Below are 25,122 nucleotides of genomic sequence, written 5' to 3' on the forward strand. Positions count from 1 at the left end.
TAACGTCTTCATTGCTTTCACGGTTCTCTTCATCAGCCCTTCACGAACAGCAGCATTTCCTGCGGCCGCTGTGCACTCGCACCTTCGTTAGGGTTGCCAATCACCAGCATCTCGTTGGCGAGCACGAGTGCGGGCTCCGCCGCCACCTCGAACAGCAGGTAGCCCGACCCCGAGCGCAGGCCCAGGTCTTCGGCATAGTCGATGCCGCGGCGCGCGGCACCCAGCACGCGACGGCTGCGCAGCGACGCGTAGATGGACTGCGAGCCGATCACCGCGCCGTCCATCCACGCGAGCAGGTCGCGGTCCGACTGGCCGCGCAGGCCCACCACGAGCCGCTCGCCGATCCAGTCGGGAGGCAGCGTGATTTCGAACGCGCCGTGGCGGAACTCGAACTTGTGCTCGCGATACTCCTCGTTCACCTCGGAAGCCGACTCGCGCAGCGAGCGCAGCAGCGGCGTGAACACCGAAAGCGGATCGCCGTGGTCGTAATCGGGCGGCATGGGCGGCAGCCCGCCGGGCTTGAGCATGGCAAGCGCCCCGCTGAGCGCCGCGAGCGCGTGATACAGCGCGAGCGGATGCAGATGCGGCGTGCGCAACACGGCCTCGGCAAGCGGCAACGCGCTCAAGAGGCTGCGCAGGCGGTCCTTCAACTCCAGTTGGGTGAGGCGGTCGTCCACTCTCGACGAAGGGTTCGCGGTCTGTCTCGCCACGAATGCCGCCTTGCCGCGCAACTGACCCAGCAACGAGGCGACGCTCGTCCATAGCGGATTGTCGCGAGCGATTTCGAGCAGCGGCGGCTGGTGCTCGGTGAGGCGCACCACCTCGTTGTCCTTATAGAGCGAACCGAGCCGCAGCCAGACGTGCATCGCCGAAGGCACCTCGCCCGCCGCAAGCGCCAGGTTCGGAACGAGACGCGGAATATCGGCAGGCGGCGCATCGGAGACCAGGTCTTCCACCGGCTCGCCGGGCGTCGAGCGAAAGCGCTTGACCTGCGCCGCGCGCCGCATCGTCGAGGCGCCGGGCAGCACGAGATAGAAGTCGAGCGCGCCGTTCGAAAGCTGTTCGGCAAACGGCTCCAGCGACAGTTCGAGCCGCTGCCCGCCATCTGCCTGAGCGTGCCAGGTGACGGCCGTGCCGTCGGGCAGGATGGCATCGAGTTCCAGCACGCGCAGCAGACCCGCAGGGAGCAGACCGTTATCGAACACCAGGCGCCGCACGCCCCAGCTGAACGGCGCGGCGGCGAGCGTTTGCCAGGCCACGAGCGCGTCGGCGCGCGAAGCCATCTGCTGGAAATGCTGCGGCGCGAGCAACATGCCCTCGAACCATTCGATCCGCTCCGGCACCGTCATGTTGTGGTCACGCATCATTTCGAATCCAGGACGGTAAGGTTGTTGCTGTCCAGCTTCACCACCATGTGGCCGCTGAAGTGCTCGACGCGCACGCGATGCGCCCCCGGGTCCTGGTAGCTGGCGAACACGAATGCGCCGGCCACCGATGCACCCCTGAACTGCTCGCCGCTCACCAGCACGTGCTGGCCCGGCACGAGCTCCCAGCCGCGGTAGCGCAAGCCTTTCGGAAACGTGCTCGCCAGATCGTCTCGGGCTGCGAACCATTTCGACGCGGGCATTTCGGCTACGCGCGCCAGCAGCGTCACGTCGCTCACCAGTACGACGTCCACGGCCACCGGGCTGTTGTTATTGACGTCGTCACTCGCGGCGAAGGTCACGTCGGTCCACTTCGCTTTCTCGCCGCCGAGCCCGAACATGCTGCAGCCGCCCAGCGCGAACACGGTGCCCGACGCCATCAGCAGCGTGGCCGCACGGCGTGCAAGCCGCTCGCACAAACGCAATCCCCGCTTCTTCATCTCGCTCCCACTCCAATTCCCATCAGCACGATCAGCAACGCCGCCATCGTGACGCAGCCCGCCGCCAGCACGAGTTGCGCACGCGTGAACGTGAAGCGCAGCACAGGGCTCAACCCCGCTGCGCCGCCTTGCAACCCGGCGGCCGTCTTGCGCTCCGAGGGCAAGCCGGCGGATACCAGTGCGATCACCGTGCACACCGCAAGCAGACTCAGCGCATTGCGCGGCCCTTCGCAGATCAGATCGACGGATACGAACAGCACGCCCGCCGCCTCGGCAGGCAGATGCAGCATCGAGAGCACCACACCCGTGTAGCCCACGGCGGCCACGCCGCTCTGCCCCGCCGATACGAAGGCGGCCAGAACGGCCGCCGCGCACACGAGCGCGATTTCCCCCGCACCGAGCGGGCGTTCGTAGAGATTGGCCACGAACACAGCGGCCAGTGCGTAATACAGCGCTGAGCCCGCGCGCACGAATACCGAACCGAACGGCACCACGAGCTCCACCACGCCGCGGCTGAAGCCGAGGCGTTCGCTCATGGCCTCGATGGTGTGCGGAATGGGTGCGGTGGCGCTGCCCGACGTCAGTCCCACCAGCAGCGGCGCCTTCAGGCCGCTCAACACCTGTGGCAGCGATTGCCCGGCGCGCGCCGCGATGGTTGCGAGCGCGAGGCCCGCGAACACGAGAGCCGCGAGCGCAAAGCACACGAGGAAGCTGCTCATGGCGGTGAGCGTCGCGCCCTGGGTCTGCGACGTGAGATGCGCGGCCACGCCGAACACCAGCACCGGAATCAGCAGGTTCGCCTGCGCAATGATGGTTTCGAGCGCGCGATACACGCCCTCGAACACGTTGCTGAGCATGCGCGTCTGGTCGCGCGAGAGCGCCGCGAACGCGAGGCCGAACAGGATCGTGCCCGTCAAAATGCCGAGCGGATGCCCCTGCGCGAGCACGCGATAGAAGTTGTCGGGGAAGAGGTCGCTCACGTCGATCAGGCTGGCGCCCGTGCCCGCGCCCTGGCCGAACAGCGCAACGCGTACGTCCTCCGCGCCCGCGTTCTTGAGCACGAGTTCACCGAGATGCGCGTGCGCCTCGGCGGAAAGGTGCTGGCCCGGCATGGCAAGCACGCCGGCCAGCGTGCCGCCTGTCGCGCTCAGCACGACGAAGGCGAGCGCGAGCAGCATGATGGTGCCCACGCGCGTGCGCGGACGCGGCAGCGCGATCACCTGGCGCAGTCCGAAGAACGTTGCGACAACGAGCAGCGGAATCGCCGCCATATTCACAACGCACAGATACAGCTCGCCCACGAAGTACGCGAACGCGCCGGCCGGCTCGGCGAATACGCCGCACAGGCCGCCCACCGCGAGGCAGGCAATGAGCCCGAGCGTGCTGCGCGAAAGCGTGTGCAGCGCTTTCATCGCGGACGGTTCCAGCCGCGCTCGCACGCGTACGTCACCACGGCGCGCGCAAGTTCGAGCGAACTGTCGATGAGCGTGAGCGGCGGCGACGCAATGCGCTGCGCCGCGAGCGGAATTTCGGTGCAGGCCATGAGCGCCGTGCTCACGCCGTCGTGCGCAAACATCGCCAGCACCTCTTCCAGATGCGCCGCGGCCAGGTCGAGATAGCCCGCCTTCACCTCGCGGATGCATGCGGCCACGCGCGGCTGCATCGCTTCGTTGGGCGTCACGGCTTCAATGTCGCGTTCGGCGAGTGCCTGCTGATAGAAGCCGGAAACGAGCGCGCCGCCGGTGGCGAGCAGCGCTACGCGGCGCGCCGTGTGCGGCACTGCGGCCACGCACGTCTGCGCGATATGCAGGACCGGTGCCTTGCTGTGCGCACGTATCGGTGCGTACCAGTGATGCGCCGAATTGCACGGAATCGCGATGAGCCCCACCCGGTTCCGGTTCAACAGATCGATGCCGTCGAGCAACGCCGGCAGCGGGTCCGCGCCGCCGTCGATGATCGCGCTCGAACGGTCTTCGATATGCGGCAGGTTCGCTACCAGCAGCGGCAGATGCTCCTGATCGCGGCTCGCCCCGGTGAGGCGCACGATCTTGTCCATGAAATCCACCGTAGCGAGCGGCCCCATGCCGCCCAGAATGCCGATCATTGACATGGGTGGCTCCTAGATCTTGAGCGGACGCGGACAGAGCACGGAAACCGCCGCGGCATTGCCGATCACGAGCACGAGCGTGCGCAGCATGTCGCAGATCGGGTCCACGGCGAGGAACAGAATGAACGCGGCCTCGAACGGCAGGCGCAGATACGCGCAGGTCATGCCCACGAGCGAAACGGTCACGAGCCCCGTCATGCCGGCCGAAGCAAAGCCCGCGAGCACGGAGGCGAGCAGCACCGTCACCACTTCCACCACGCCGAGCGCATGCCCGTAAAGCTGCGCGATGAAGAGCGTGGCGCAGACGTAGTAGACCATCGGGCCCACGCGCAGCAGCGAAATGGTGAGCGGCACCAGCAGTTCGACGCGCGAGCGCGCGAAGCCGAGGCCGTCCACGAGGCTTTCGACCATGCTCGGCATGCACGCGGCGCTGTTGCGCGTGGCGAGCGCAAGTGCGAACGGCGCGCGCAGCGCGTCGAGCGTCTTGCCGAGGCTATGGCTCGAACGTTTCCAGATGATGATGGCGGCCAGCACCAGCAGCAGCGACGAAGCGACGAAGAACGCCAGCACGAATTGCAGCATGGCGTGCAGCGGGCCTACGCCCGACTTGCCGAGCTGCGCCGCGCTCATGCAAAAGAGGATGAGCGGCAGCGGGTAGCTGAGCCAGTGCATGAGCTTCTGGCACGCGTGGTAGACGGTTTCCAGCGACTGGCTCAGGCCTACCGAGATGCGCTCGGGCACGCGGCCCACCGCAAGGCCGAACAGCAGCGCGAACACGAGCGCCTTCAAGGCGTCGCCGTTCGCGAGCGCGGCGAAGATGTTGGTGGGCACGAGGCTCGCGAGCACGTCGGAGAAGCTGGGCGACTTCGCCGGCAGATCGGCGCCGTAGAGGTTCATGACCGTATCGCTCGACGAACTGTCGCTGCCCACCATCAGGCCGAAGGTCTGCATCGTCGCCGTGGAGATGTTGGCGCCCGGATGCATGACGAGCAGCACGATCGCACCAACCACGGCGACCGTCACGGATGCGCCCAGAAACACCGAGATCACGCGCATGAGCAGGCGCGACGTACCGCCGTCGCGAAAGAGCCGCTGCAGGCTGAAGATGACTGCGGAAATCATGAACGGCAAGGTTGTCATCTTCAGCAGGTCGACGTAGACGTCGCCGATGAAGCCGAGCTTTTGCGCCAGGTCGGGCAGGAACAGACCGAACGCGCCGCCAAGCGCGAGGCTGCCTATCACCACCCAGGGGTTGAGAACGAATGCGTAAAGCCTGCTGGAATTCATGGTGGTCTCTCGTGCTGTTTTCTTTCTGTTCGCGCGTTTCGATTAGTGGTCCGCTGCCTGCAAAACCGCGCTCACGTCGAGCTTCACGCTGCGTTCGGAGAGGAACTGGTTCACGAACGCGAGCAGCGCCGGATCGCTCACGTTCACGCCGACCGCGAGCGTGTCTTCCAGATCCTGGAGCGTTACGACGCGCAGACGCAGCGAAGCGGTGGGGTCCACCTTGAGCACGTGCTTCACTTCGAACTCGTCGCGATAGGCGGCAGTGATTTCACCCGCGTTGAGCGCCTTGAGCACGTCGTCCCAGGTCGGATAGGCGTGCACCTGCGCATGCGGGAAGTTGCTCACCACGTAGGCGGCATACGACGAATTCGCAACCACGCCGATGGAGCTGTCGAACGAGCGCACCACTTCGGGCACCGAGCGGTCGTGTGCGATCTGCGCGAACTTCACGCGGTTGAGCAGCAGCGCGCGGTTCAGGCGCAGGTACGGCGTACTGAACGCGATGACCGTGGCGCGCGCGAGCGTGCGCGACAGCTTGCTCACGGCAATGTCGGCCTGGCCGCGTGCGAGCAGGCTCACTACGTCGTCGAAGGTGCGCGCGTCGCGGTTGAAGCGCACCTTCACGTGCAGCCGGTTCGCCATGTCGCGGGCAAGATCGATGTCGATGCCTTCGAGCTTGCCGTTGCGTTCCTCGAAGAACGGTGGCTGGTCCACGCCCAGCACCGCGACCACCAGTTCGCCGCGACCGACGATACGTGCGAACTCGGGGGCGAGCAGGCGTCCGTCGGGCATCTGAACCACGCCGGTCGAGGTAGTGACAGGCGCCGCAGACACAACGGCTGCGCCCGATGCGCCGCCCGCAACCGGTTTCGTGAGCGAGGTCGCGCCCGCAGCGGCGGGCATCGCCGCGAATGCGCCGGTTGCCGCGCCCAGCATCGCACCGGCCACGCCCACACCGAGCCACGCACGCCATGCGCGTCGCGCAGCACGTGCGAGCCGCGCGGCTCGCGAGCCGCGCACGTCGTTGGATGGAAAGTTGAACAAGGAAGACGACATGGCGTTACCGGTCTCAAAGAGTCGAAGAAGCGGATGCGGGCGCTGCGGCGGTGCTGCCCGTATCCAGCGGCGAGGGAGCGGCGAGATCGGACTGCATAGCCGGCGCAGGAGCCGTGGCGGATGGGGTGGCGCGCAGCGCGTCGGCGCTCTGGGCGGGCGCGCGATTCATGCGTGCGCCGATCTCCACGCCAAGCAGGAACAGCAGCAGGCACAGCAACAACGCACAACTCACGGCGATGGTCACCATGCGCGAAGTCATCGAAAAAACGTATTGCATCGCGGCCTCGGTCTCAGTTGGTCAGCGTGGTGAACTGCGCAGCGACCACTATCTGGATGACACCGCCCCATGTGCACATCAGCCGCGACGAGTCCTGTAGCGCAGGCATCTTGCCGATCATGACCTGCGATGAGCCCGGTACCCACGGCGCCGCTGTGGCCGGCATGCACGGCATCGGCGTGAGCACGCCCGACGCCGCTGCCGTGGCGGCGGCCACTGTCGGGTTGGCCATCGAGTTGCACATGCCGAACGGCAGCACGTTGACGAACGGCGCGTGGTCCATGATGTTTGCGGCCGGCGAGCCCGCCGTCACGCATTTCACCGGCAACACCTGCAACGCCGAAGGCGTGGCGCCGAAGCTGCACTGGAGCGTTGCGCCCGAAGTCACCTGAAATGCCATGTCTACCCTCTCACCCACTTTTCCAGTTGCTTGACCATGCGCGGCCCGCGCGCCCCGTCGGCGTTCGTCGCGGCGGTGTCGAGCGCGCGCCAGTCGCCTTGCGGCTTGCCGAGGCGATAGACGCGCTCGTGTGTCACCGTGCCGTCGGGCGCATAGCGGCGCGCCGTACCGTGCAGCAGGTCGCCGTGGTACGGCAGGCTCTGCGCGAGCGTGCCGCTGGCGGCGTACTCGCGCGTCTCGCCTTCCAGACGGCCCTTCACATAGCGCGCGCGGCGCACCACCACGCCCTCGTGCAAAAAAACCGCTTCGCCTTCGAGCTTCCCGGCCTCATAGGTCATGCGCGACGTGACGAGCCCCGAGGGCGCATAGGTCACGCGCTCGCCGTGCAACACGCCGGCCACGTATTGATGCCGTGCGGCGAGGCGCCCGTCCTGATACACCGACATCGCGCCATCGAGCAGGCCCGCGCGGTACTGCGCTTCCTGCACGGGCTGCCCGTGGGCATCGAACGTGCGCAGCGCGCCGTCGAGCAAACCGAGCGCGTAGTTCGCGCGCAGCAGCGCCGTGCCATCCGGCGCGTACTGCACCGTCTCGCCGTGCGGCACGCCGTTCACGAGCGCGGCGCGGGTCACGAGGCGACCTGCGGCATCGCGCGCCTCGATCACCGTCGGTTCGACAGCCTCGGTTGCATCGGCGGCATGCGTGGTATGCGTGCCATCGCCCACGAAGAACACGTTGGCAGCAGAAGGCGGAGCAGAGGTCGGCGCAGACATGGCTATCCCTAGTTGAGCGCAATGAGGCCGCCCTTCAGCACGAGCATGGTGCCGCCGTCCACGGTCTGTTGCGCGGATGCCTTGTGCGATACGCTCGCGGCCTCGGTGCTGAGCGTGATCTTCGCCTTGCTCGTGTGGGTCGTGCCGGCTTCGCTCGAAAACGACGTGCCGGCCTTGATGCTCACCGAGCCCGTCACTTCGATCGAGAGATTGCCGCCCACCTTCAGCGTGTAATTGCCGTCCACCGTATGCGCGTTGTCACCCGTCACGTTGTGCGTGAACTTCGCGTGGCTGGTGTGCGTTTCGTCGCCGGTCACATCGAGCGTGCGCGTGCCCTTCACGGTGTGCGTTTCCTTGCCCTCGCTCACTTCGATGCTGCGGTCGCCCTTCTTCACGACGTGCGTCTCCGCGCCTTCCTTCACCGTGGTGGAAAGCGCGTTTTCGATTTCGACGGTCATGTCTTTCTGCGCGTGGAAGTACAGCTGCTCGGAATCGAGCTTGTCTTCCATGCGGATCTCGTTGCCCGCCTTGCCGTTCTTCGACGAACGCGAGCGCATCACGCTCTGCGTCTGCATCGACGGAAGCGAAACCGGCGGTGCGTTGTCGCCGTTGTAGACGCAGCCGGTCACGAGCGGCCGGTCGGGGTCGCCGTCCACATAGCTCACCACCACTTCCTGCCCCACGCGCGGCAGGAACAGATGTCCCCAGCCCGGCCCCGCCACCGACTGCGCCACGCGCACCCAGCAAGAGCTGTTCTGGTCGGCGCCCTCCGCGCGGTCCCAATGGAACTTCAGCTTGATGCGCCCTTGCGCGTCGGTCCAGATTTCCTCGTCGGTGGAGCCGACCACCTTCGCGGTATGCGTGCCCGCCACGAGCGGACGAGGCGTCACGAGCGGCGCGCGAAACGGCACCGTGGCCGGAAACACTTCGAACTCGTTGCTATAGGTGCTGTTGGACGCCGTATGCCGCACGGCCCGTGTCACGTAGCGCACGTTGAGTGCGCTGCGGGGATGCGCCTTGAGCGTGAACGTGGTGCCCGCGGCAAGCCCGTAGTACCTGCCGGCGCCCTGCCCGGTCTGCTGGGTGACGTTGTGCGCTTCGAGCTGTGTGGTTGAAAGATGCGTGGCCTGCCCCGCGGTCGCAACGCGGCCCGGGAACGTGAAACGCGTGCCGGTCGGCAGGTTCGAAGACGCCTTCGCCGAAGAGAGCATTGTTTCCGGCGTCGTGTAGTCGTAGTCGCTCACGATGTGCTCGCCCGCCACCACGCCACGCGACATCGCGAAGAAGTCGAGACGCTTCGCGTCGCTGGAAACGCTGGCGTCGGGCGCGAAATACAGTTCGCCGGCCGGGGTTTCATCGTGGGCCGAAGCGTCGTCGGCGAGCACCATCGTGTGCGCGCCGTCTGCGAACGTGAAGAAATAGAAAATGCCTTCCTCTTCCATCAGCCGCGAGATGAAGCGAAACGCGCTCTCGTCGTACTGCACGCAGTATTCGCGCGTGCCATAGGCGCTGCTGCGCTTCGTGCGGTCCTGGAACGCCACGCCGAACGTGCCCAATACGCTCTTGATGATGTCGAGCGCCGTCTGGTTCTGCCAGATCACGCGGTCTTGCCCGAGCGTGAGCAGCCACAGGCGCGGCGCCAGTTCCGCGGAGTAAAAGCCGTACTGCACGTCCGCGCCCGCGTGCGCGAAACGCGTGACCATGCCGTTGAAATGCCGCACAACGCCGGTCTGGTCCTCGAGCGTCACGGTCACGCTCTTGCCCACGATCTGTTCGGGGTCAAGCACCTTGTTCGTGGAATGCATGCGCAGGTCGAAGCGAAACAGCTCCGAGATGGCCTCGCGGCCCGCGAAACCATCGAGCAACAGCACGTCCGCGCCGAACGGCGTAGAGACCGACGCGAACCAGTTGGCCTGGCTGGGTTTCGACATGCGCTTACGCCTCTTCGCCGGAGTGGAAGCGGAACTCGACCACGCCCGATGCGCCGGGTGCGAGATGCACGCCGGCAAACGGTTCGGATATCGAAATGCGCTCCAGCACCTGGCGCGCCAGCTCCGGCAGCACGGACTGCGTGAGGATGTGGTCCACGTTGCGCGCGCCGCTGTCCACTTCCTTGCAGCGTTCGGCGATCAGCATGGCCATGTCCTCGTCCCACGTGAGGCGCGCGTGATGGTTGCGCTGGAAGCGCTGCGCGAGCCGCTCGAGCTTGAGGTTCACGATGGCGTTGATCTGCGCGTCGCCCAGATGGTAGTAAGGCACCAGCACGAGGCGGCCCAGGAAGGCCGGACTGAACTGCTTGAGCAACGCGGGGCGCAGCTTCTCGATGAGTTCTTCGGGCAGCGGCCGGTGGCCGCCGCGGCTCGCTTCGGTAATGACGTCTTGCGCGGCGTTCGACGTAAGCAGGATCAGCGTGTTCTTGAAGTCGATGGGCACGCCTTCGCCGTCTTCCATCACGCCCTTGTCGAACACCTGGAAGAACAGCTCCAGCACGTCCGGGTGCGCCTTCTCCATTTCGTCGAGCAGCACGACGCTGTACGGGCGGCGCCGCACGGCTTCGGTCAGTACGCCGCCACGCCCGTAGCCCACGTAGCCCGGCGGCGCGCCCTTGAGCCCCGAAACGCTGTGCGCCTCCTGGAACTCGGACATGTTCACGGTGATCATGTTGCGCTCGCCGCCGTAGAGGATGTCCGCGAGCGCGCACGCCGTCTCGGTCTTGCCCACGCCGCTCGGGCCCACGAGCAGGAACACGCCGACCGGCTTGCCCGGATCGTCCAGGTCGGCGCGGAACGTGCGCACGCGGCGCGCAATCGCGTCGAGCGCTTCGTTCTGGCCCACCACGCGTTCGGCCAGTTTGTCCTGCAGATAGAGCACCGTGTGCAGTTCGTCGGCGAGCATGCGGCCCACGGGGATACCGGTCCAGCCCGAGATCACTTTCGCGACGGTGGCCGAATCCACGCAAACGGGCACCATCGGCTCGTCGTTCTGCACCGCTTCCAGACCTTTCTCGAGACGCGAGAGGTTCGCGCCCAGCGATTCGGCGTCTTCGCCTTCGGCGGCGCTGGCCGCATCGGCAAGATAGCCGCGGATCTTCTTGCGCCACACGAGTATCTCGTCCACGGCGCGCTTTTCGGTGCCGAGCTTGTCCGAAAGCCGCGCGTGCTGCGCGCGCTCGTCTTCCAGCTGCTTCGTGAGCGCGGCGATGGCGTCGGTGCGGTCGGTGCCCGTAGCGGCCTCGTGGCGCAAGATGCGCAACTGGTTCTCCGCACTTTCGATGGAGCGGCCAAGCGCTTCGATCTCTTCGGGCACGCCGTTCTGGCCGATCGCCACGCGTGCGCATGCGGTGTCGAGCACGCTGATCGCCTTGTCCGGCAACTGGCGCCCCGAGATGTAGCGATGCGAGAGCTTCACCGCGTCGCGCACGGCTTCGTCGAGAATTTCGACACCGTGATGCTCTTCGAGCTTCTGCACCATGCCGCGCAGCATGTCGATGGCAACGGCCTCCACCGGCTCTTCGACCTTCACCACCTGAAAGCGCCGGGCAAGCGCCGGGTCGCGCTCCACGTACTTCTTGTATTCGGCCCACGTCGTGGCGGCGATGGTGCGCAGCTCGCCGCGCGCGAGTGCGGGCTTGAGCAGGTTCGCGGCGTCGCCCTGGCCTTCGCTGCCGCCCGCGCCGATCAGTTGATGCGCTTCGTCGATGAAGAGGATCACGGGAACGGGCGACGCCTTGACCTCGGCGATCACCGATTTCAGCCGGTTCTCGAACTCGCCCTTCACGCCCGCGCCGGCCTGGAGCAGCGCGAGGTCGAGCGAGCGCACCGAGACGTTGACGAGCGCAGGCGGCACGTCCCCCTGCACGATGCGCTGCGCGAAGCCTTCCACCACCGCCGTCTTGCCCACGCCCGCTTCGCCCGTGAGGATCGGATTGTTCTGGCGGCGGCGCAGCAGCACATCGATCAACTGGCGGATTTCGGCATCGCGGCCGCGAATGGGGTCGATCCGGCCTTCGCGCGCGAGGCCCGTCATATCGACGGTGTACTGCTCCAGCGCGGACTGGCGGCCGCTCGCGCCCACAGCGCCCGCCGTCATGCTGGGCATGGCCGCCGCACCTGGCGCAGAGGACGGCGCGGCGGCGGGCATGCCCGTGGACATTCCCGAGCCCGGCCCGCCGGACCGACCCGCATCAGAGCCAACACCCTGGCCGCGCATTTGCGAGCCGCCCGCATCTTCGGACGACCCCGCGAGAATCGCCGCGAGCCGTTCGCGCAGCGCCGCACGCGGAATATTGAGCAGCGCAGGCGCGGATTCGAGCAACAGGCCGCGCAGGCTATCCACTTCGAGCAGCGCGAGCGCGAGCGTGCCCGAGCGGATCTGCTGCTCGCCGAGCAGCATCGAACTGAGCAGCCACGCCTCCTGGAAGAGCGGCGAAAAATTCGGCGAAAGCGCGGGCGTACGGCCATTGCCGCGCTTGAACGAATCCACGGCCTTTTGCAACTGCGCCGTGAGCGTGTCGGCCTTGATACCGAAGTGCGAAAGAATGGCACCCAGGTCGGGCGCGTCGGATTCGAGCAGCGTGAGCAGCAGATGCTCGACATCAACGTTGTAGTGCGTCTGCCGCACGCACAGCTGCGCGGCCTGCTCCATGGCGAGCTTGCATTCGGGGTTGAGACGGCTCAACAGCGTGCGGATATCGATGTCCATGCGCAACGTCCTTAGTGATGCTTCGGCGCGGGCACGGCGGCCTCGCGCATCGCGAGGCGCACGGGTGCCGGCGCGTGAGTGAGGTGACGCGAACCGCCCAGCCAGGTGGTCCAACCAAGCTTCGCCGCTTGCGCACCGCCGGCTGCGCAGACCGTGGCCTGCGGTGCAGGATCGGGCGCAAGATGCAGCACGAACTGCACGTCGAAATCCTGTTGCAGATAGGTGCGAACGAGCCACGCGGCGCGCGCGTGATCCGCGCCGCCAGGCAGAAGCGCCTCGAAACGCGCCTTCGAAAGACGCGGAAATTCGAGGCGAATGCCGCTCGCTTCGTCCCATGTGCGTCGCCCGAGCACCGCCACACCGGTGAGTCGTGTTGCACCGGAATCTGTTTCTGAAGCAGTTGCTAAACCGATGCCGGCGAGACGCAGCGAATCGGCGCGATTGATCTCACGCCAGCCGCCCACGAATTGCACGCCGCGTACTTCGATTCCGAGCCGGTCCGCAAGCACCGCGACGAGACCCGTCATCGAGCGCGGCGCGGCGCTCAGGAGCCCTGCGTGGCGCAGCCACAGACGGGCGTCTTGCGGGCCGCGTTCATCCGCGCGCAGACCCAGATTGCTGAGCGCGTCGAGCGAAGTTGCAATCGCGCTCGCATGCGGCGAACGCCAGTTCAGCGCCGGCGCGTGCTTCTTGCGGCTGCGATACAGGAACGACAGAAAGCGGTGATTGAAAATGTCGAGCAGGTCTGTTGTCGCCGTATCGCGTTGCGCACGGCGCTCCAGCACCAGTTCGGTGTAGGCCCTCGGCAACGGGCCGTTGGCGCCCGCGAGCGTGAGCAGAGGCGTGGACAGCGTCCACGTGGGTCGCTGTGCGTAAGAGACGCCGGGCGCGCTGTCGTGATCGGCCGCAGTGTTTTCGCGCACGCTGTGGATGTCGCTCGGCTGGAACGCGAGCGAGACGTGGCCCGTCAGACGCACCGCCTCGGCAAGCCCGTTGCCGCGCCCGAGCGGACGCGCCCACGGCGCCGACCGTTCCAGCAGACTGATAGCCTGGAACAGATCGAAGCGCTGCGGATTCGCCCGGAGACGGGCGATCAGAGCAGCTGCTGGCAGCCTGTCATCGGCTCCCATTGCTTCCATATCTCGTCTCCACGGCGCACCACGAGCCGTACAAAGGAATTGACCGACGTGTACATCGCGAAGAAGCGCGCGAGCACGGCGCCCAGCAGCAGCGGCGAGCCGCCTACGAAGGTGTCGGGATCGAACTCGACGCAGACCTCGGTGCCGCGGCAATAGCCGCGCCACGCATCGCCGCCCACATGTGCCGTCGCGCTGCGCGCGTCCACACTGCGAATGCCTCGAATCTGGTCCTGTTCGCGCGTGCTGTCCGATGCGAAGAGACGCAACATCTCCTGCAACTGTGCGCGGCCCGTCGCGCCGCTCACGAGCGAGTGATAGTTGAGCGTGAGCAACGAGATCAGCCGCCACAGCGTCTCGCTGCCGAGTGCCGGGCTGCGCTGTGCGGTGGGTTCGTAAAGGCAGCGCACGCGCGCGTTCTGCGAAACTTTCTCGACCAGCATGCGCGCGCCCACCGGCACACGCTCGGCGAGCCGCCGGTTCGTGCAAAGCACGTTCGCGTAGATCACGGGCGCACCAGGATCGGCGAGCGTGTTGGCCGCGTCGACGAAACTCAGGAACATGTCGGTGCCTTGCACGTGCTCGCGCAGGCTGCGCTCGCGGCGCGCCGACCAGAACACGGTGTCGCCTTCGGCCGCTACGTGGTCGATGGCCGAGAAGCACGGCACCGCGGACTCGCGCCCGAGCGTCGGGTGCGACGCCACAACGGAATCGATGGAATGGATTTCCGTAATCGACTCGCGCCGCTGGTCGGCAACGAGCCGGTATTCGTAGTGGCGATGATCGATGACGATCGGCTCGCTCGTCTGCGAAAACAGGTTGATGACGGGCGTGCAGCCAAGCTGGAAATGCCCGGGGTTGAGCATGCCGAGGCCACGCGGCGTGCGCTTCAGATGCAGCACGATCTCGCAGCGGCGGCCCTTGCCGAGACGCCCTTCGAGATGGTGCAGATCGAAGAAATGAAACTTGCGCGGAAACGCAAAGTACTCCTGCATCAACGCGTAGGCAGGCTGCGCGTTCGGCGGCCGCGGCAGCACGTCGTCCGCTTCGCCGTAGCCCACTTCGCGCCAGGCGCGCGCGGGCAGCAGAGCCGGTACACGGCCTTCGGGCTGCACCGAGACGTCCCTCACGCCCGATACGAGCAACTCGTAGAGCGGCATCGTCACCATCCAGTCGCCGTACAGATGCAGGCGCAGTTGCCTGATCTCCAGTTCGGAGAAGTCCACACCGTCCGCGCACTCCAGCGTGAGGCGCAGCGTGGCGTCTTCGCCGAACGCGGCGTGGACAATGGAAAGCGGCCACAACACCGTCTCCCACGCCGTGCGGAAGCGGCATGCGTCGCCCGTTTCCGTGCGTGCCTGCAGGCCTGTGTGACGCGGCACGGCGAAGCCTGCCGTGACCTTGCCTTGTGCGGGATCGAGTTCGAACCGCGCAACCGTCATCGAAGGCACGGGTTGAACGAGCGACGGACAAACGTTGTCGAGCAGGGCCGACGCGACCTGCGGAAACTCCTGGTCGAGATCGCGATGCACGCGCGCAGCGAGAAACGCCGTGGCCTCGATAAGACGCTCGGTGTGCGGGTCGAGCGATTCCGTGCCGTGCAGGGCGAGACGCGACGCGATCTTCGGATAGCTGCGCGCAAACTCCGCACCTTGCAGACGCAGGTACGAAAGCTCGCGTTTGTAGTACTGAAGGATGTCGTCGGTCGCCATGTCAGCCCCGGTTCGCGCCTCGCGCATCGGCGAACGTATGTCCGTTGGCCGCAAGTTCGAACGCCACGTGCGTGACGCCCAGGCCCGCGCGCATCTGCCCCGCAATGGTCAACGTCGCGTGCTGCGCGTGACCTGCGGGAAAGGCGAACGTCACCGTTGCATCGGCGAGGCGCGGCTCGAACAGCGATACCGCGCGCACGATGACAGCGGCAATCGCGTCACGGTCCGGTCCGGATTGCAGCGAGCGCTCCGAAAAATCCGGCACGCCGTAGTCGAGCACGGTCCCCTCGCAACCGGCGAATTCGCCGAACGTCAGGTGCGAGCGCGTATTGAGCAGTCTCATGAGGTCGCGCGCGATCGAGTCCCGCAGCGCATCGGCGCTGGAAAGCTGCGCCTCGCCGCTGGCGGCGAGGCGGTCGAACAGGGGCATCGGTGAACCGCTGACGATTGCCGGCATGGCACGAAAACTCCAGATAGTGCGGACTGCCGATCTCCAGCATCCGACAGCGGCGCGCAGCCGATGCTCAGGCCGGTGCCTCGGCCTTGTTTGCGGCCAGATCCCAGCCGAACGAAGCCGTGCCCTTCTTCGTCGAGTCCACGTTTTGCTGCGTATAAACGGTCGTGATCTTCGAGAAGCTGATCGTCACGCTGTCGGTCGATTCGCCGCCGCCCGACGTATTGATCGAAGAGATCATGGCGTCGCTCAAGGTGTACTCCAGCAGCGGCATGAACTTGCTGCCCTCGTTGCGCCCGATCGAGATCTTGGCGTCGCCGAGCTTCGTACCGCCGGCACAGGCACCGTAGAGTGCCGGCGTGGACTGGTCGGACGCCTTCGTGACGACGAAGTCCTGGAAGTTCGGGCGGCCGAGCGTACGCTCCGTGCGGCCCACGTCGTGATTCATCGGCATCGCCACGCCCAGTGAGTACGAATACAGCACGATGTGGTCAGTCGCGCCTTCCAGCGTCGAATTGCCCTTGATGTCCTTGAAATGCAGCAGAACGGTATCCATGACTGTCTCTTGTCGAAAGGTGACTCAAAAGATGAAAAGCGAAGTTGCGGCGTGCGGCCGGTGCCGCACGCGGGGACGTCACGCCGCGGCGGCCGGCAGTTCGGCCACGAGCCGGATCGACGCCGTCAGTTCTTCCATCTGGAAATGCGGCTTCAGGAAACACGTTGCGCGGTATGCGCCCGGCTTGCCCGGCACTTCGGTCACATCCACGCGGGCTTCGCCCAGCGGGAAACGCGCCTTCTGCGCATGCGAGGCCGACGGGTTGATCAGCACGTAGTCCGCAATCCAGTTGTTGAGAAACGCCTCGATGTCGCTGCGCGCCTGGAAGCTGCCCACCTTGTCGCGCATGATCACCTTCAGGTAATGCGCAAAACGCGATGCCGCGAGCACATAGGGAAGACGTGCCGAAAGCTGCGCATTGGCATTGGCCGCGTCCTTGTTATAGACCTTGGGACGATTGGTCGTCTGGCCGCCGAAGAACGTTGCGAAGTTCGAACCCTTCGAGTTGACGAGCGCGATGAAGCCCAGATCGTTCAGTTCCTTCTCGCGGCGGTCGGTAATCGTCACTTCGGTGGGGCACTTGAGCACGACGTCGCCCTCGCCCGTCTTGTACGCGTGCGCCACCATGTTTTCGACCTTGCCACCGCCTTCCACGCCGCGAATAGCCGTGGCCCAGCTGAACTTCGCGAACGAATCGGTAATGCGCAGGCCGAGTTGATAAGCCGAGTTGGCCCACAGGTACTTGCTGTGATCGGTGCCGTCCACGTCTTCTTCGAAGTTGAAGCTCTCCACCGGCTTCGTCTTCGCGCCGTAGGGCAGGCGCGCCGCGTAAGACGGCAGCACGAGCGAGACGTAGCGCGAGTCTTCCGAGTCGCGGAAGCTGCGCCATGCGGCCAGCTCGGCGCTCTCGAAGGTCTTGGACAGATCGCGCGTCACGCCGAGATCCGTGAACGACTTGAGGTCGAAGAGGCTCGGCGCAGCGGAGGCGACGAACGGCGCGTGGGCAGCGGCCGCCACCTTCGAAATGCGCTCGAGCAGTGCGAAGTCCTGCGGATGACGACCGAACGAGTAGTCGCCGATCAACATCGAGTACGGCTGGCCGCCGAACGTGCCGAACTCTTCTTCGTAGATCTTCTTGAAGAGCGTGCTCATGTCGTGATCGACGGCGGTTTCGAGGTCTTTGAGCAACTCTTTCTTCGTCACGTTCATGAGGCGAAGCTTGAGTTGCGGGCCCGTTTCCGTGCCGAACACCATGTCGTGCAGACCCGTCCACGACGCTTCGAGCGCCTGGAATGCTTCGTCATGCATGATTGCGTTCAGTTGATCGGTGAGCAGCCGGTCGATCTCGGCCACGCGCTCGTTGATCATCGCGACGACGCTCTTGTCCGGGCTCGTACGCATGCCCTCGTCGAGAATCTGCGATGCGAGCTGGCCGATCAGCTTCTTCGCATAGCTGTTCTGCGAAGGCTCGACTGCCATGTTCCCTTCCTGAACGATTTGCTCGAGCAGGCTCAATTCGCCGCTTGTCGCGTCGAGAGCCGTGGTTTCGCGCGCGGCCGCGCCGGCCGCCTGATTGCTTGCCATTCCGATCACCTCAGAAAATTCGTTGCGCCCCGGTCAGAGGCAGATTGAGCAGTCTTTCGCGATGCGTCACGCTGCCGGAGCGTCTTCTGCGGGCGCAGCCGGCTCGGCCGATGCTGTCGCCGGGGCATCGCTCGATTGCGCCTGGCTCTGAACCTCTTTCAGCGCCTCACTGTTCTGCACGATGCGTTCGAGAATCGAATCCAGCTCGTCATTGCCATCGAGCTTGGCAAGCAGATCGCGCAACTGCTGGCGCGCTTCGAGCAGCTTCGCGAGGCGCGGCACCTGGTTGACGATGCTTTCGGGGTGAAAGTCTTCGAACTTGCGGAAATTCAGTTCGATCTTGAGATTGCCCTCACCCTTCGCCGTGTCGGGCACGGAGAGGTCGAGACGCGGGGCGATCTTGCCCATGATCTCGTCGAAGTTGTCGCGGTCGATCTCGACGAAGCGACGTTCCTTGAACTTGGGCAGCGGCGTAGCCGGCTGTCCGGACAGGTCTGCAAGCAGACCGACCACGAGCGGAAGCTCGCGTTTTTCCACGGCATCGCCCACTTCGACGTCGTAGGTGATCTGGACACGCGGCGGACGGTTGCGCCCTACCCACTTCTGCAAACTGTTCGACATGGATCTCTCCGAAAACGCTCAGCTATTTAGTGTTACTAAGTGAATGCCACGCTCGCCGCGAGGCAGGCAGTACGAAGCGAAATGGTTGGTCGAAGCGCGCGGAAGTCCGTTTGCGACAGCGAGGCGGCAGGCCGCTGGCGCAATGCCGCTAACGTGAGCGCTTTTCTTCAGACTCCTGCGAACCAGGGCACTCACACACGGCGGTGGCGAACCTTGCGCGGATGGCAGGCTGCCGTATCGAACGCCGGGGTCATGTCGGCGCTCGTCCCCGCGATTCTTCCGGGCCGTGAACGTCACCCTGGTCAGGGGTATGGCTGCACCGGAAAGAACCGTGACATCTATGAGTTGATTTGAGCCGGAGCACGATCGGCGCTCAGCCTCAGGTTTGTAGTGTCTCCAAATTCAGGCGGCATTTAACCATAGACTTTTTGCGTCGTACTGCCTGGTTCAGCGAAAATCGGACCGCGCAAAACAACGTATCAGGGTGTCTCAAATACTTGTCGTTCTGTCTCACTCGCGGCGGCCGTCGACGTGGTGGCGGACTCTGCCCGAATGCATACGTCAATACGCCTTACTCAATGTGACATCAGGATGACACTCGACGAGTGCGGCACCCCTCTGCCCTTTGCCGCACGCCGGTAGATCTGCCGCTCTAAAGTATTGGGCCGCGCGGCCGTTAGCCCTGTTAGCCCGGCGAGGTATCTCACGTTCAGCTCCTGCCATGCCCGCCCGGGACGTACAACGATCCAGTCCAGAACGCAGCCGGAACCCACGTGGACCATGAACCCAACGCCGAACGCTCTGCCTCATTCTCACTTCGATACCAGCGGCCTGCCGCGCGCCCAGCAGTTCGCGGCCTGGCGCGAAGCGGTCAACGTCATCTTCGACACCGAAACCTCCGAGTCGCGCGACGCCGGCTTCAAGACCCGCGTGAACGGATATCAGTATGGGGACGTGGTGCTGGGATCGATACAGACCGGGACGCAGCGCTACAACCGCTCCAATGCGAAGATCGGGCGTGATGGTCTGGACCACTATGTTCTGCAGTTCTATCTGGACGGCAGTTGCCGCGCCCGCGACGGCGGCCCGGAGTCGTGTACCCGGCCAGGCGACCTCTTTATCGTGGATGCGGCCCAGCCGCTCGCAACCGAAACCACGCAAAGCAACTTTCTCAATCTGGCCGTACCTCGCCGTCTGCTGTCGCCGCTGCTGGACGCGCCGGACCAATACAGCATGCGGGTGCTTCGCGGCACCGATCCCACTGTGTCTCTGCTTCGCGAACATCTGACGTCGCTATACAAGCACGGCCCCGAGATGACGATCGCAAGCGCGAAAGCCGTACTGCCGGCCACGTTGCAGCTTGCCGCTTCGGTCATGAATGCGAGCGTGAAACCGGAACATGCGGCCGCCGTTCAGCAGTGCGTGTTCGTATCGATTTGCCGCCACCTGGAAGAGCGGCTGAACGATCCGCAATTGAGTGCGGAGCAAGTGGCCTTCGCTTACGGCATATCGCGCGCTACGCTCTATCGGTTATTCGAGAAGGAAGGCGGTTTCGCGACATACATTCGCGAACGACGCTTGCGCCGCTGCCGCGAGATGCTTGCGGACCCAGCACGACGTGGCATATCGATTGCCGACATCGCTGCCGAGCATGGATTTTCGAACGCGGCGAACTTTGCCCGCGCGTTCCGCCGGTCGATTGGCTTGTCTCCGCGCGCGGTGCGCATGCTGGCGTTGAGCGGCGACGCCGCGCGAGTGCAAACGGCGAGTGCCGACGATTGGCACGACTGGATTGCGCGGATGCGGTGAGGTAGGCGTCGCAGACAGGCACATGGGTCCGCCGGGCTCGAACCAGCGGGCCGTCATCCTGGAAGCGTCCAACACACGCGTCACTTCTTGCGTCGCGTACGTCGCATATGTCGCATATGTCGCATATGTCGCATATGTCGCGTACGTCGCGTATGTCACATATCGCGGCGCGGCTCCGGCTCAACTGCGCGTGCGAATGAGCACCTTGCCGCACGCATGCCCCGTCGCGAGCTTTTCGAGCGCTGCGCGCACTTCCTCCAGCGGGAAGACACCCGTCGTAGCCAAAAAGGAAGCAGTCAGGTAAGCCAGGCGATATCCATCACGTAATCCGGCAACCAGGATCAGACCGTCGCCAAAACCAGACGCGTGGGCGCCACACCGATATTCAGCCCGTCCGTGCGGTTGGCGAGATAACGCTGGTTCAACTCGTCTGGGGTCCAGGTTTCGCTGCTGCTGAACCCCAGCGTGCCGAGCATCCCGGCGAGCGCGGCAGGTTCGAAGAAGCTCTTCCATGGCTCGCCGCGCTGCGCGAATTGCGCCGTCAATTGCTCCATGGCGATGCGCATCATGGTGGGCATGCTCGACAGCGGCAGTGCGTATTCGAACAGCACCGCGCTGCCTTTGGCGCAGCCGGCGATGAAACGTAGAGTCTCGGCAACTGCCGCTTCGTCGAGATACATGGTCACGCCGAGCCAACTGAAAACGGCCGGCGCGTCGGCATCGAAACCCGCGCGCGCCAGGCCCTCGGCAAGTCCCACGCTCTCGAAGTCGACCGGCACGAAGCGAAGCGATGGCGGCACCGCAATGCCGGCCTCGCGCAAGCGCGTCTGCTTCCATGTCTGCGTGGCGGGCAGGTCGACTTCGAAGAGTCGACCGGGCGCATCGGGATGCCTGTACGCAGTCGTATCAAGCCCCGCGCCGAGCACGACGTACTGGCGCACGCCGCGTTCGATCGCGGCGGCCCACACGTCATCGGCCAGCCGGCTGCGCACGACCACCGAACTTCGCATCCCTAAAGACGTTGGTTGACGGAACGTTTCGAGGTTGTCGCGAAGCGCCTGTATTTCTTCTGCGTCCAGGATAGTCAACGCGACAGGATCGTCCAGCACGAGCGGTCGGTCCAGCAGTTGATGTGCAGCCCGCTGCACGGCCACCTTCAACGCGCTGGGCTTGGGCGCTGCCTGAACCGGCACCGCCGTGTCGTTGCCGACGAGGTGTGCCTTGTGCAGATAGGCCAGCAGCGCATCGTCCAGACCCACGCCCAGTTGCAGATCGGGTTCCTGCATCAAGGCATTGCGAATACGCGCCTCCAGGGCCGCATCGTCTCCGCAGAAGCTATCGCGAAACAGCTGCTGCCAGCGCCTGACGATGGCCTGTACCGGCTCGGCGCCTGGGTCGACGCCCGCCTGCATGTGCGTTCTCAGTTCGATCACCAGTGCCGGCCATGCCTGCCGGTTCGTGGCGGCGAACTGACGCCGCCGCACTTCCTCGGTCTGCGGCGCGCTGAGATGCTTCGCGAACAACGCGCAGCGCGCGTGCGTGAATGCTTCGTCGATCCACGCCAACATCTGCGCTGTAATGCCGACGATCTGCTGGGCGCGCGGTTCGCCGAGCTGCATCAGCATCAACCTCGTGGCCAGTGCCGGATTGTTGCGGGTCATTCGCACCACCTGCCGGATCCAGCGCCAGGCCAACGCCTGCGCGGCGCTGCTTTCGGCCGGCAGCGATTGCTCCACGGCGCGCCGCACCTCGTCGATGAGTTCGGTCCATGACGGGTCAGTTGGCGCAACCGTATCCGGCCCGGATGCGAGCAGCGTGTCGAGTTCGTCGTCGTTCAGGTGTTTGCGGTACATGTCCATCAGCTCCAGAGCGTCCAGCCAGTCGATCGCCGTGGTCTCGCTGCCGGCGGCGATCATGTCGACCAGGTGCTGCAAATGGCGGCCAAGGCGTTGCGCGCGCAGTGCCTGCGCATCGAGTTCCGCGATCTGCCGCTGCAGAATGTGCAGCGGTGCGTCAGCCAACGGGCCGTCGAGGCTGGACATGATGTCGGCAAGCGAATAGCCGTACCGTTTCAACGCCTCGATACGGTGAAGCCGGATCAGGTCGTCGCGCCCGTACAGGCGCGCGCCGCCGTCCGTGCGCTGCGACGGTGACAGCAAGCCGATTGCGTCGTAGTGATGCAGGGTCCGAATGCTCAACCCCACCTTCTTCGCCAGTTCGCCGATTTTTAGTTGCATGGCCTTCCCAGTCGTCGGGCTAACCATAAAAGGTAACGTAACGTCAGGTGCAAGCGAAACGCCACGCGTTTCAGCTTTCGTGCGGCGACTGGCGCGATGGTCGCGCGGCCCCGCCGCTCGCACTGCCCCGCTGCTCCTGCAACAAATCAATAAACGCACGCAATCCGGCGGGAATATGCCGGTTGCCGGGAAAATACAGAAACAGCCCCGGAATCGCCGGGCACCAGTCGCTCAGCACCGCGACGAGCCGCTTTTTTGCCAGCGCCTCGCGCGCATAGGGCTCCGGCACGTAGGCGATGCCGAGTCCGTCCAGTGCCGCTTCGACCATCAGCGTGTTGCTGTCGAGCGTCAACGCACCTGGCGGATCGATCGTGATCGCCTCGCCATGACGCGCGAATTCCCAGCGATAACGCCTGCCGCCCGGCAGCCGTTGCCGGATGCAACGATGCGCCTGCAACTCCTCGGGCACGGCAGGCCGCCCGTGTTTGCGCAGATAGCGCGGCGACGCGACGGCCAGAAAACGGAAATCCTCGCTGACACGAACCGCGATCATGTCCTTGTGCACTGCTTCGCCCAGCCTGATGCCGGCATCGAAACCTTCCGCGACGATGTCGACGAACCGCCCTTCGGACACGAGATCCAGCTCCATCTGCGGATACATCGCCAGAAAACGCGGCACGACGGTCTGCAGCAGTTGCCGGATCGCGCCATCGCTGCCGTTGATGCGCAGGGTTCCGCGCAACGCCTTGTCGTCGCGCGCAACGTCGTCCAGCACGTGATCGAGGTCGCTGAGCACGGGGCGCAGCCGCGCGAGCAGACGCTCGCCCGCTTCCGTCAGTGACACGCTGCGGGTAGTCCGATGCAGCAGGCGCACGGCCAGATCGTCTTCGAGGCCGCGCATGGCATGGCTCAGCGCCGAGCGCGACAAGCCCAGTTCGCCGGCCGCCTGCACGAAGCTGCGCCGCGCGGCGACCACCATGAAAGCCTGCAGATCGGCGAGCGTCGGTTTGCCCATTGGTGAATTTCCTTCAACACGTGATGCGGATTGGCGGCACTTCTGCGGCGAATCATACCGCTCTAGCATGAACGCTCAAACCTTCAACGGAGCGGGAGCATGGCGAAGAACTGGCTGATAACGGGCGCGTCGAGCGGTCTGGGGCGCGCAATGGCAGAACAGCTGCTTGCGCGGGGTGACAGCGTCGTGGCGACGCTGCGCACGCCGGGCAGCCTGGACGATCTGCGCGAACAATACGGCGACCGGCTGCATGTCGCGCAATGCGATCTGACGCGCGTCGATACGATCCGCACCACCGTCGCACAGGCGTTTGCTGCGCTTGGGCACATCCACGTCGTCGTCAGCAACGCGGGCTATGGGCTCTTCGGCGCGGCCGAGGAACTCGACGACGCGCAGATCGAACGGCAGATCGCGACCAATCTGACCGGCTCGATCCAGCTGATTCGCGCAGTCGTGCCGCGTCTGCGGCAGCAAGGCGGCGGACGCATCGTGCAGGTGTCGTCGGAAGGCGGGCGCGTCGGCTACCCGGCCTTCAGCGCGTACCACGCGACGAAATGGGGCATCGAGGGCTTCATCGAAGCTGTTGCGAAGGAGGTTCTGCCGTTCGGCATCGATTTCGTGATCGTGGAACCCGGCGCCACGCGCACCCACTTCGGCGCCGGCCTCGACCGCGCACAACCGATGCCGGTGTACGACGCGACGCCCGTGGGCGACATCCGGCGTGCGCTCGAAAACGGCTACTTCGAATTTGCAGACGCGGAAAAGACGGTGGACGCGATGATCGCGACGATCGACAACCCATCTGCCCCGTTGCGGCTGACGCTAGGCAGGTTCGCATACGAATCGATCCGCACGTCGCTGATGAAACAGCTCGAGATCCTGGAGGCGCAAAAGGAGATCGCCTTTTCGGTGATGGGAGATGCCTAGACCACTATCAGGCACTGCGGTCGACACGCGCCTGCGCAAGCGCGAGGTACGTGTCGATTGCCTTCAGGTCGTTGGCGCGCGGCGGCGAGTCGGCAATGACGTCCTCGAAGTCCGCGAGATGGAAGGTGCCGTCGCGACCGATCAGAAACTGAATGTCGGGAATCCGAACCTTGCGCTCAATCATCCAGTTTTTGATCGCAGTGAGACTCTCGACCGATCACTGCGTCAGGAGCTTCACGTCGTACACCTGCCTCGAGTGATCTCCCAGAACCGTCGTTCCCGTGATGGACCGGGTCGCAGCGCTGTACGTGTCCATTACGAGCGCTTCATTGCCGTAGATGTGCGTGATCCCATGGATCTTCGCAACATAGGGTGCGCCGAGCGCTTCGACTTGTTTCGTTTTTTCCATCATGTCGAGTGGATGGTCGACCGCGGTTGGTTCCTCGTCTTCGTCCTCCGTCACTTCACGCAGATCGCGGTAGACCACGACTGTCAGTTGTCCCAGATGAAATGCGGTCTTGTAGCCGCCGTACCCGGCCATCCCGCCCAGATGGGCTTCGGGATCAATGTGCCGCCGGACACCGTCCGCGCCGGAGACGTGAAACG

22 protein-coding genes and 1 pseudogene are annotated in these 25,122 nt (G+C 65.1%); 2 read left to right on the forward strand and 21 right to left on the reverse strand.

All coding sequences use genetic code 11. The features are described 5' to 3' along the window. Positions 1-32: 32 nt before the first annotated feature. The 17 genes from tssK to tssB all read right to left on the reverse strand — a co-directional run bounded on the left by tssK (position 33) and on the right by tssB (position 18,528). Complete coding sequence (gene tssK / locus PKKP23_RS04245) at positions 33-1,367, reverse strand: type VI secretion system baseplate subunit TssK (protein ID WP_126875924.1); 1,335 nt, start codon at positions 1,365-1,367, stop codon at positions 33-35. After that, on the reverse strand, positions 1,364-1,864 hold the full coding sequence (locus tag PKKP23_RS04250) for a hypothetical protein (RefSeq protein WP_126875925.1): 501 nt from the start codon (positions 1,862-1,864) through the stop codon (positions 1,364-1,366). The genes tssK and PKKP23_RS04250 overlap by 4 nt, the downstream gene beginning before the upstream one ends. Continuing rightward, positions 1,861-3,276: a dicarboxylate/amino acid:cation symporter gene (locus PKKP23_RS04255; protein WP_126875926.1), complete on the reverse strand. Its 1,416-nt coding sequence runs from the start codon at positions 3,274-3,276 to the stop codon at positions 1,861-1,863. The genes PKKP23_RS04250 and PKKP23_RS04255 overlap by 4 nt, the downstream gene beginning before the upstream one ends. After that, on the reverse strand, positions 3,273-3,974 hold the full coding sequence (gene cuyB / locus PKKP23_RS04260) for a cysteate racemase (RefSeq protein WP_017773560.1): 702 nt from the start codon (positions 3,972-3,974) through the stop codon (positions 3,273-3,275). Before cuyB ends, PKKP23_RS04255 begins: the two co-directional genes overlap by 4 nt. A gap of 9 nt (positions 3,975-3,983) precedes the next feature. After that, positions 3,984-5,258: a dicarboxylate/amino acid:cation symporter gene (locus tag PKKP23_RS04265; protein ID WP_017773559.1), complete on the reverse strand. Its 1,275-nt coding sequence runs from the start codon at positions 5,256-5,258 to the stop codon at positions 3,984-3,986. Positions 5,259-5,300: 42 nt separating this feature from the next. Next, positions 5,301-6,314 (reverse strand): substrate-binding periplasmic protein, encoded by a 1,014-nt coding sequence (locus PKKP23_RS04270; RefSeq protein WP_126875927.1) that lies wholly within the window; start codon positions 6,312-6,314, stop codon positions 5,301-5,303. Between the two features lie 13 nt (positions 6,315-6,327). After that, entirely contained in the window at positions 6,328-6,591 is a 264-nt protein-coding gene (locus PKKP23_RS04275; RefSeq protein WP_126875928.1) for a hypothetical protein, read from the reverse strand. Between the two features lie 13 nt (positions 6,592-6,604). Then, on the reverse strand, positions 6,605-6,991 hold the full coding sequence (locus tag PKKP23_RS04280; protein WP_126875929.1) for a DUF4280 domain-containing protein: 387 nt from the start codon (positions 6,989-6,991) through the stop codon (positions 6,605-6,607). Positions 6,992-6,993: 2 nt separating this feature from the next. Further along, positions 6,994-7,764 (reverse strand): toxin-antitoxin system YwqK family antitoxin, encoded by a 771-nt coding sequence (locus tag PKKP23_RS04285; protein WP_240658735.1) that lies wholly within the window; start codon positions 7,762-7,764, stop codon positions 6,994-6,996. 8 nt (positions 7,765-7,772) lie between these two features. Further along, positions 7,773-9,695, reverse strand: a complete 1,923-nt coding sequence (gene tssI, locus PKKP23_RS04290; protein ID WP_126875930.1) for a type VI secretion system tip protein TssI/VgrG — start codon at positions 9,693-9,695, stop codon at positions 7,773-7,775. 4 nt (positions 9,696-9,699) lie between these two features. After that, positions 9,700-12,465 carry a type VI secretion system ATPase TssH gene (gene tssH / locus PKKP23_RS04295; protein WP_126875931.1) on the reverse strand — a complete coding sequence of 922 codons (2,766 nt, stop codon included), beginning with the start codon at positions 12,463-12,465 and terminating at the stop codon, positions 9,700-9,702. Between the two features lie 11 nt (positions 12,466-12,476). Beyond that, a complete protein-coding gene (tssG, locus tag PKKP23_RS04300) occupies positions 12,477-13,604 on the reverse strand; it encodes a type VI secretion system baseplate subunit TssG (protein ID WP_240658737.1) in 1,128 nt (375 codons plus the stop codon). Continuing rightward, entirely contained in the window at positions 13,559-15,313 is a 1,755-nt protein-coding gene (gene tssF / locus PKKP23_RS04305; RefSeq protein WP_126875932.1) for a type VI secretion system baseplate subunit TssF, read from the reverse strand. Before tssF ends, tssG begins: the two co-directional genes overlap by 46 nt. 1 nt (position 15,314) lies before the next feature. Continuing rightward, the gene (gene tssE / locus PKKP23_RS04310; protein ID WP_126875933.1) at positions 15,315-15,770 is read right to left on the reverse strand and encodes a type VI secretion system baseplate subunit TssE; all 456 of its coding nucleotides are present in this window, start codon (positions 15,768-15,770) and stop codon (positions 15,315-15,317) included. A 67-nt stretch (positions 15,771-15,837) separates the two neighbouring features. Further along, positions 15,838-16,323, reverse strand: coding sequence for an Hcp family type VI secretion system effector (locus PKKP23_RS04315; RefSeq protein WP_017773549.1), 486 nt, complete (start codon positions 16,321-16,323; stop codon positions 15,838-15,840). Between the two features lie 78 nt (positions 16,324-16,401). Beyond that, positions 16,402-17,907: a type VI secretion system contractile sheath large subunit gene (tssC, locus tag PKKP23_RS04320; protein WP_017773548.1), complete on the reverse strand. Its 1,506-nt coding sequence runs from the start codon at positions 17,905-17,907 to the stop codon at positions 16,402-16,404. 66 nt (positions 17,908-17,973) lie between these two features. After that, the gene (gene tssB / locus PKKP23_RS04325; protein WP_017773547.1) at positions 17,974-18,528 is read right to left on the reverse strand and encodes a type VI secretion system contractile sheath small subunit; all 555 of its coding nucleotides are present in this window, start codon (positions 18,526-18,528) and stop codon (positions 17,974-17,976) included. A gap of 780 nt (positions 18,529-19,308) precedes the next feature. On the opposite strand from tssB, the gene PKKP23_RS04330 reads away from it, so the two are divergent. Further along, positions 19,309-20,337 (forward strand): AraC-like ligand-binding domain-containing protein, encoded by a 1,029-nt coding sequence (locus PKKP23_RS04330; protein ID WP_017773546.1) that lies wholly within the window; start codon positions 19,309-19,311, stop codon positions 20,335-20,337. 341 nt (positions 20,338-20,678) lie between these two features. Here PKKP23_RS04330 and PKKP23_RS04335 read toward each other — a convergent pair whose 3' ends face one another. Together PKKP23_RS04335 and PKKP23_RS04340 are read right to left on the reverse strand one after the other, a co-directional pair. After that, complete coding sequence (locus PKKP23_RS04335; RefSeq protein WP_126875934.1) at positions 20,679-22,574, reverse strand: SAM-dependent methyltransferase; 1,896 nt, start codon at positions 22,572-22,574, stop codon at positions 20,679-20,681. 70 nt (positions 22,575-22,644) lie between these two features. Beyond that, complete coding sequence (locus PKKP23_RS04340) at positions 22,645-23,589, reverse strand: LysR family transcriptional regulator (RefSeq protein WP_126875935.1); 945 nt, start codon at positions 23,587-23,589, stop codon at positions 22,645-22,647. A gap of 99 nt (positions 23,590-23,688) precedes the next feature. Here PKKP23_RS04340 and PKKP23_RS04345 point away from each other — a divergent pair, with 99 nt between their 5' ends. After that, entirely contained in the window at positions 23,689-24,516 is an 828-nt protein-coding gene (locus tag PKKP23_RS04345; RefSeq protein ID WP_126875936.1) for an SDR family oxidoreductase, read from the forward strand. 7 nt (positions 24,517-24,523) lie between these two features. On the opposite strand, the pseudogene PKKP23_RS33720 reads toward PKKP23_RS04345, so the two are convergent. Together PKKP23_RS33720 and PKKP23_RS04350 are read right to left on the reverse strand one after the other, a co-directional pair. After that, a pseudogene (locus PKKP23_RS33720) lies at positions 24,524-24,721 on the reverse strand (hypothetical protein); the annotation flags it as partial. A gap of 12 nt (positions 24,722-24,733) precedes the next feature. Next, positions 24,734-25,057 (reverse strand): hypothetical protein, encoded by a 324-nt coding sequence (locus PKKP23_RS04350; protein ID WP_126875937.1) that lies wholly within the window; start codon positions 25,055-25,057, stop codon positions 24,734-24,736. Positions 25,058-25,122: the final 65 nt, after the last annotated feature.

The organism is Paraburkholderia kururiensis JCM 10599 = LMG 19447, assembly GCF_003986935.1.
Lineage (GTDB): Bacteria > Pseudomonadota > Gammaproteobacteria > Burkholderiales > Burkholderiaceae > Paraburkholderia > Paraburkholderia kururiensis.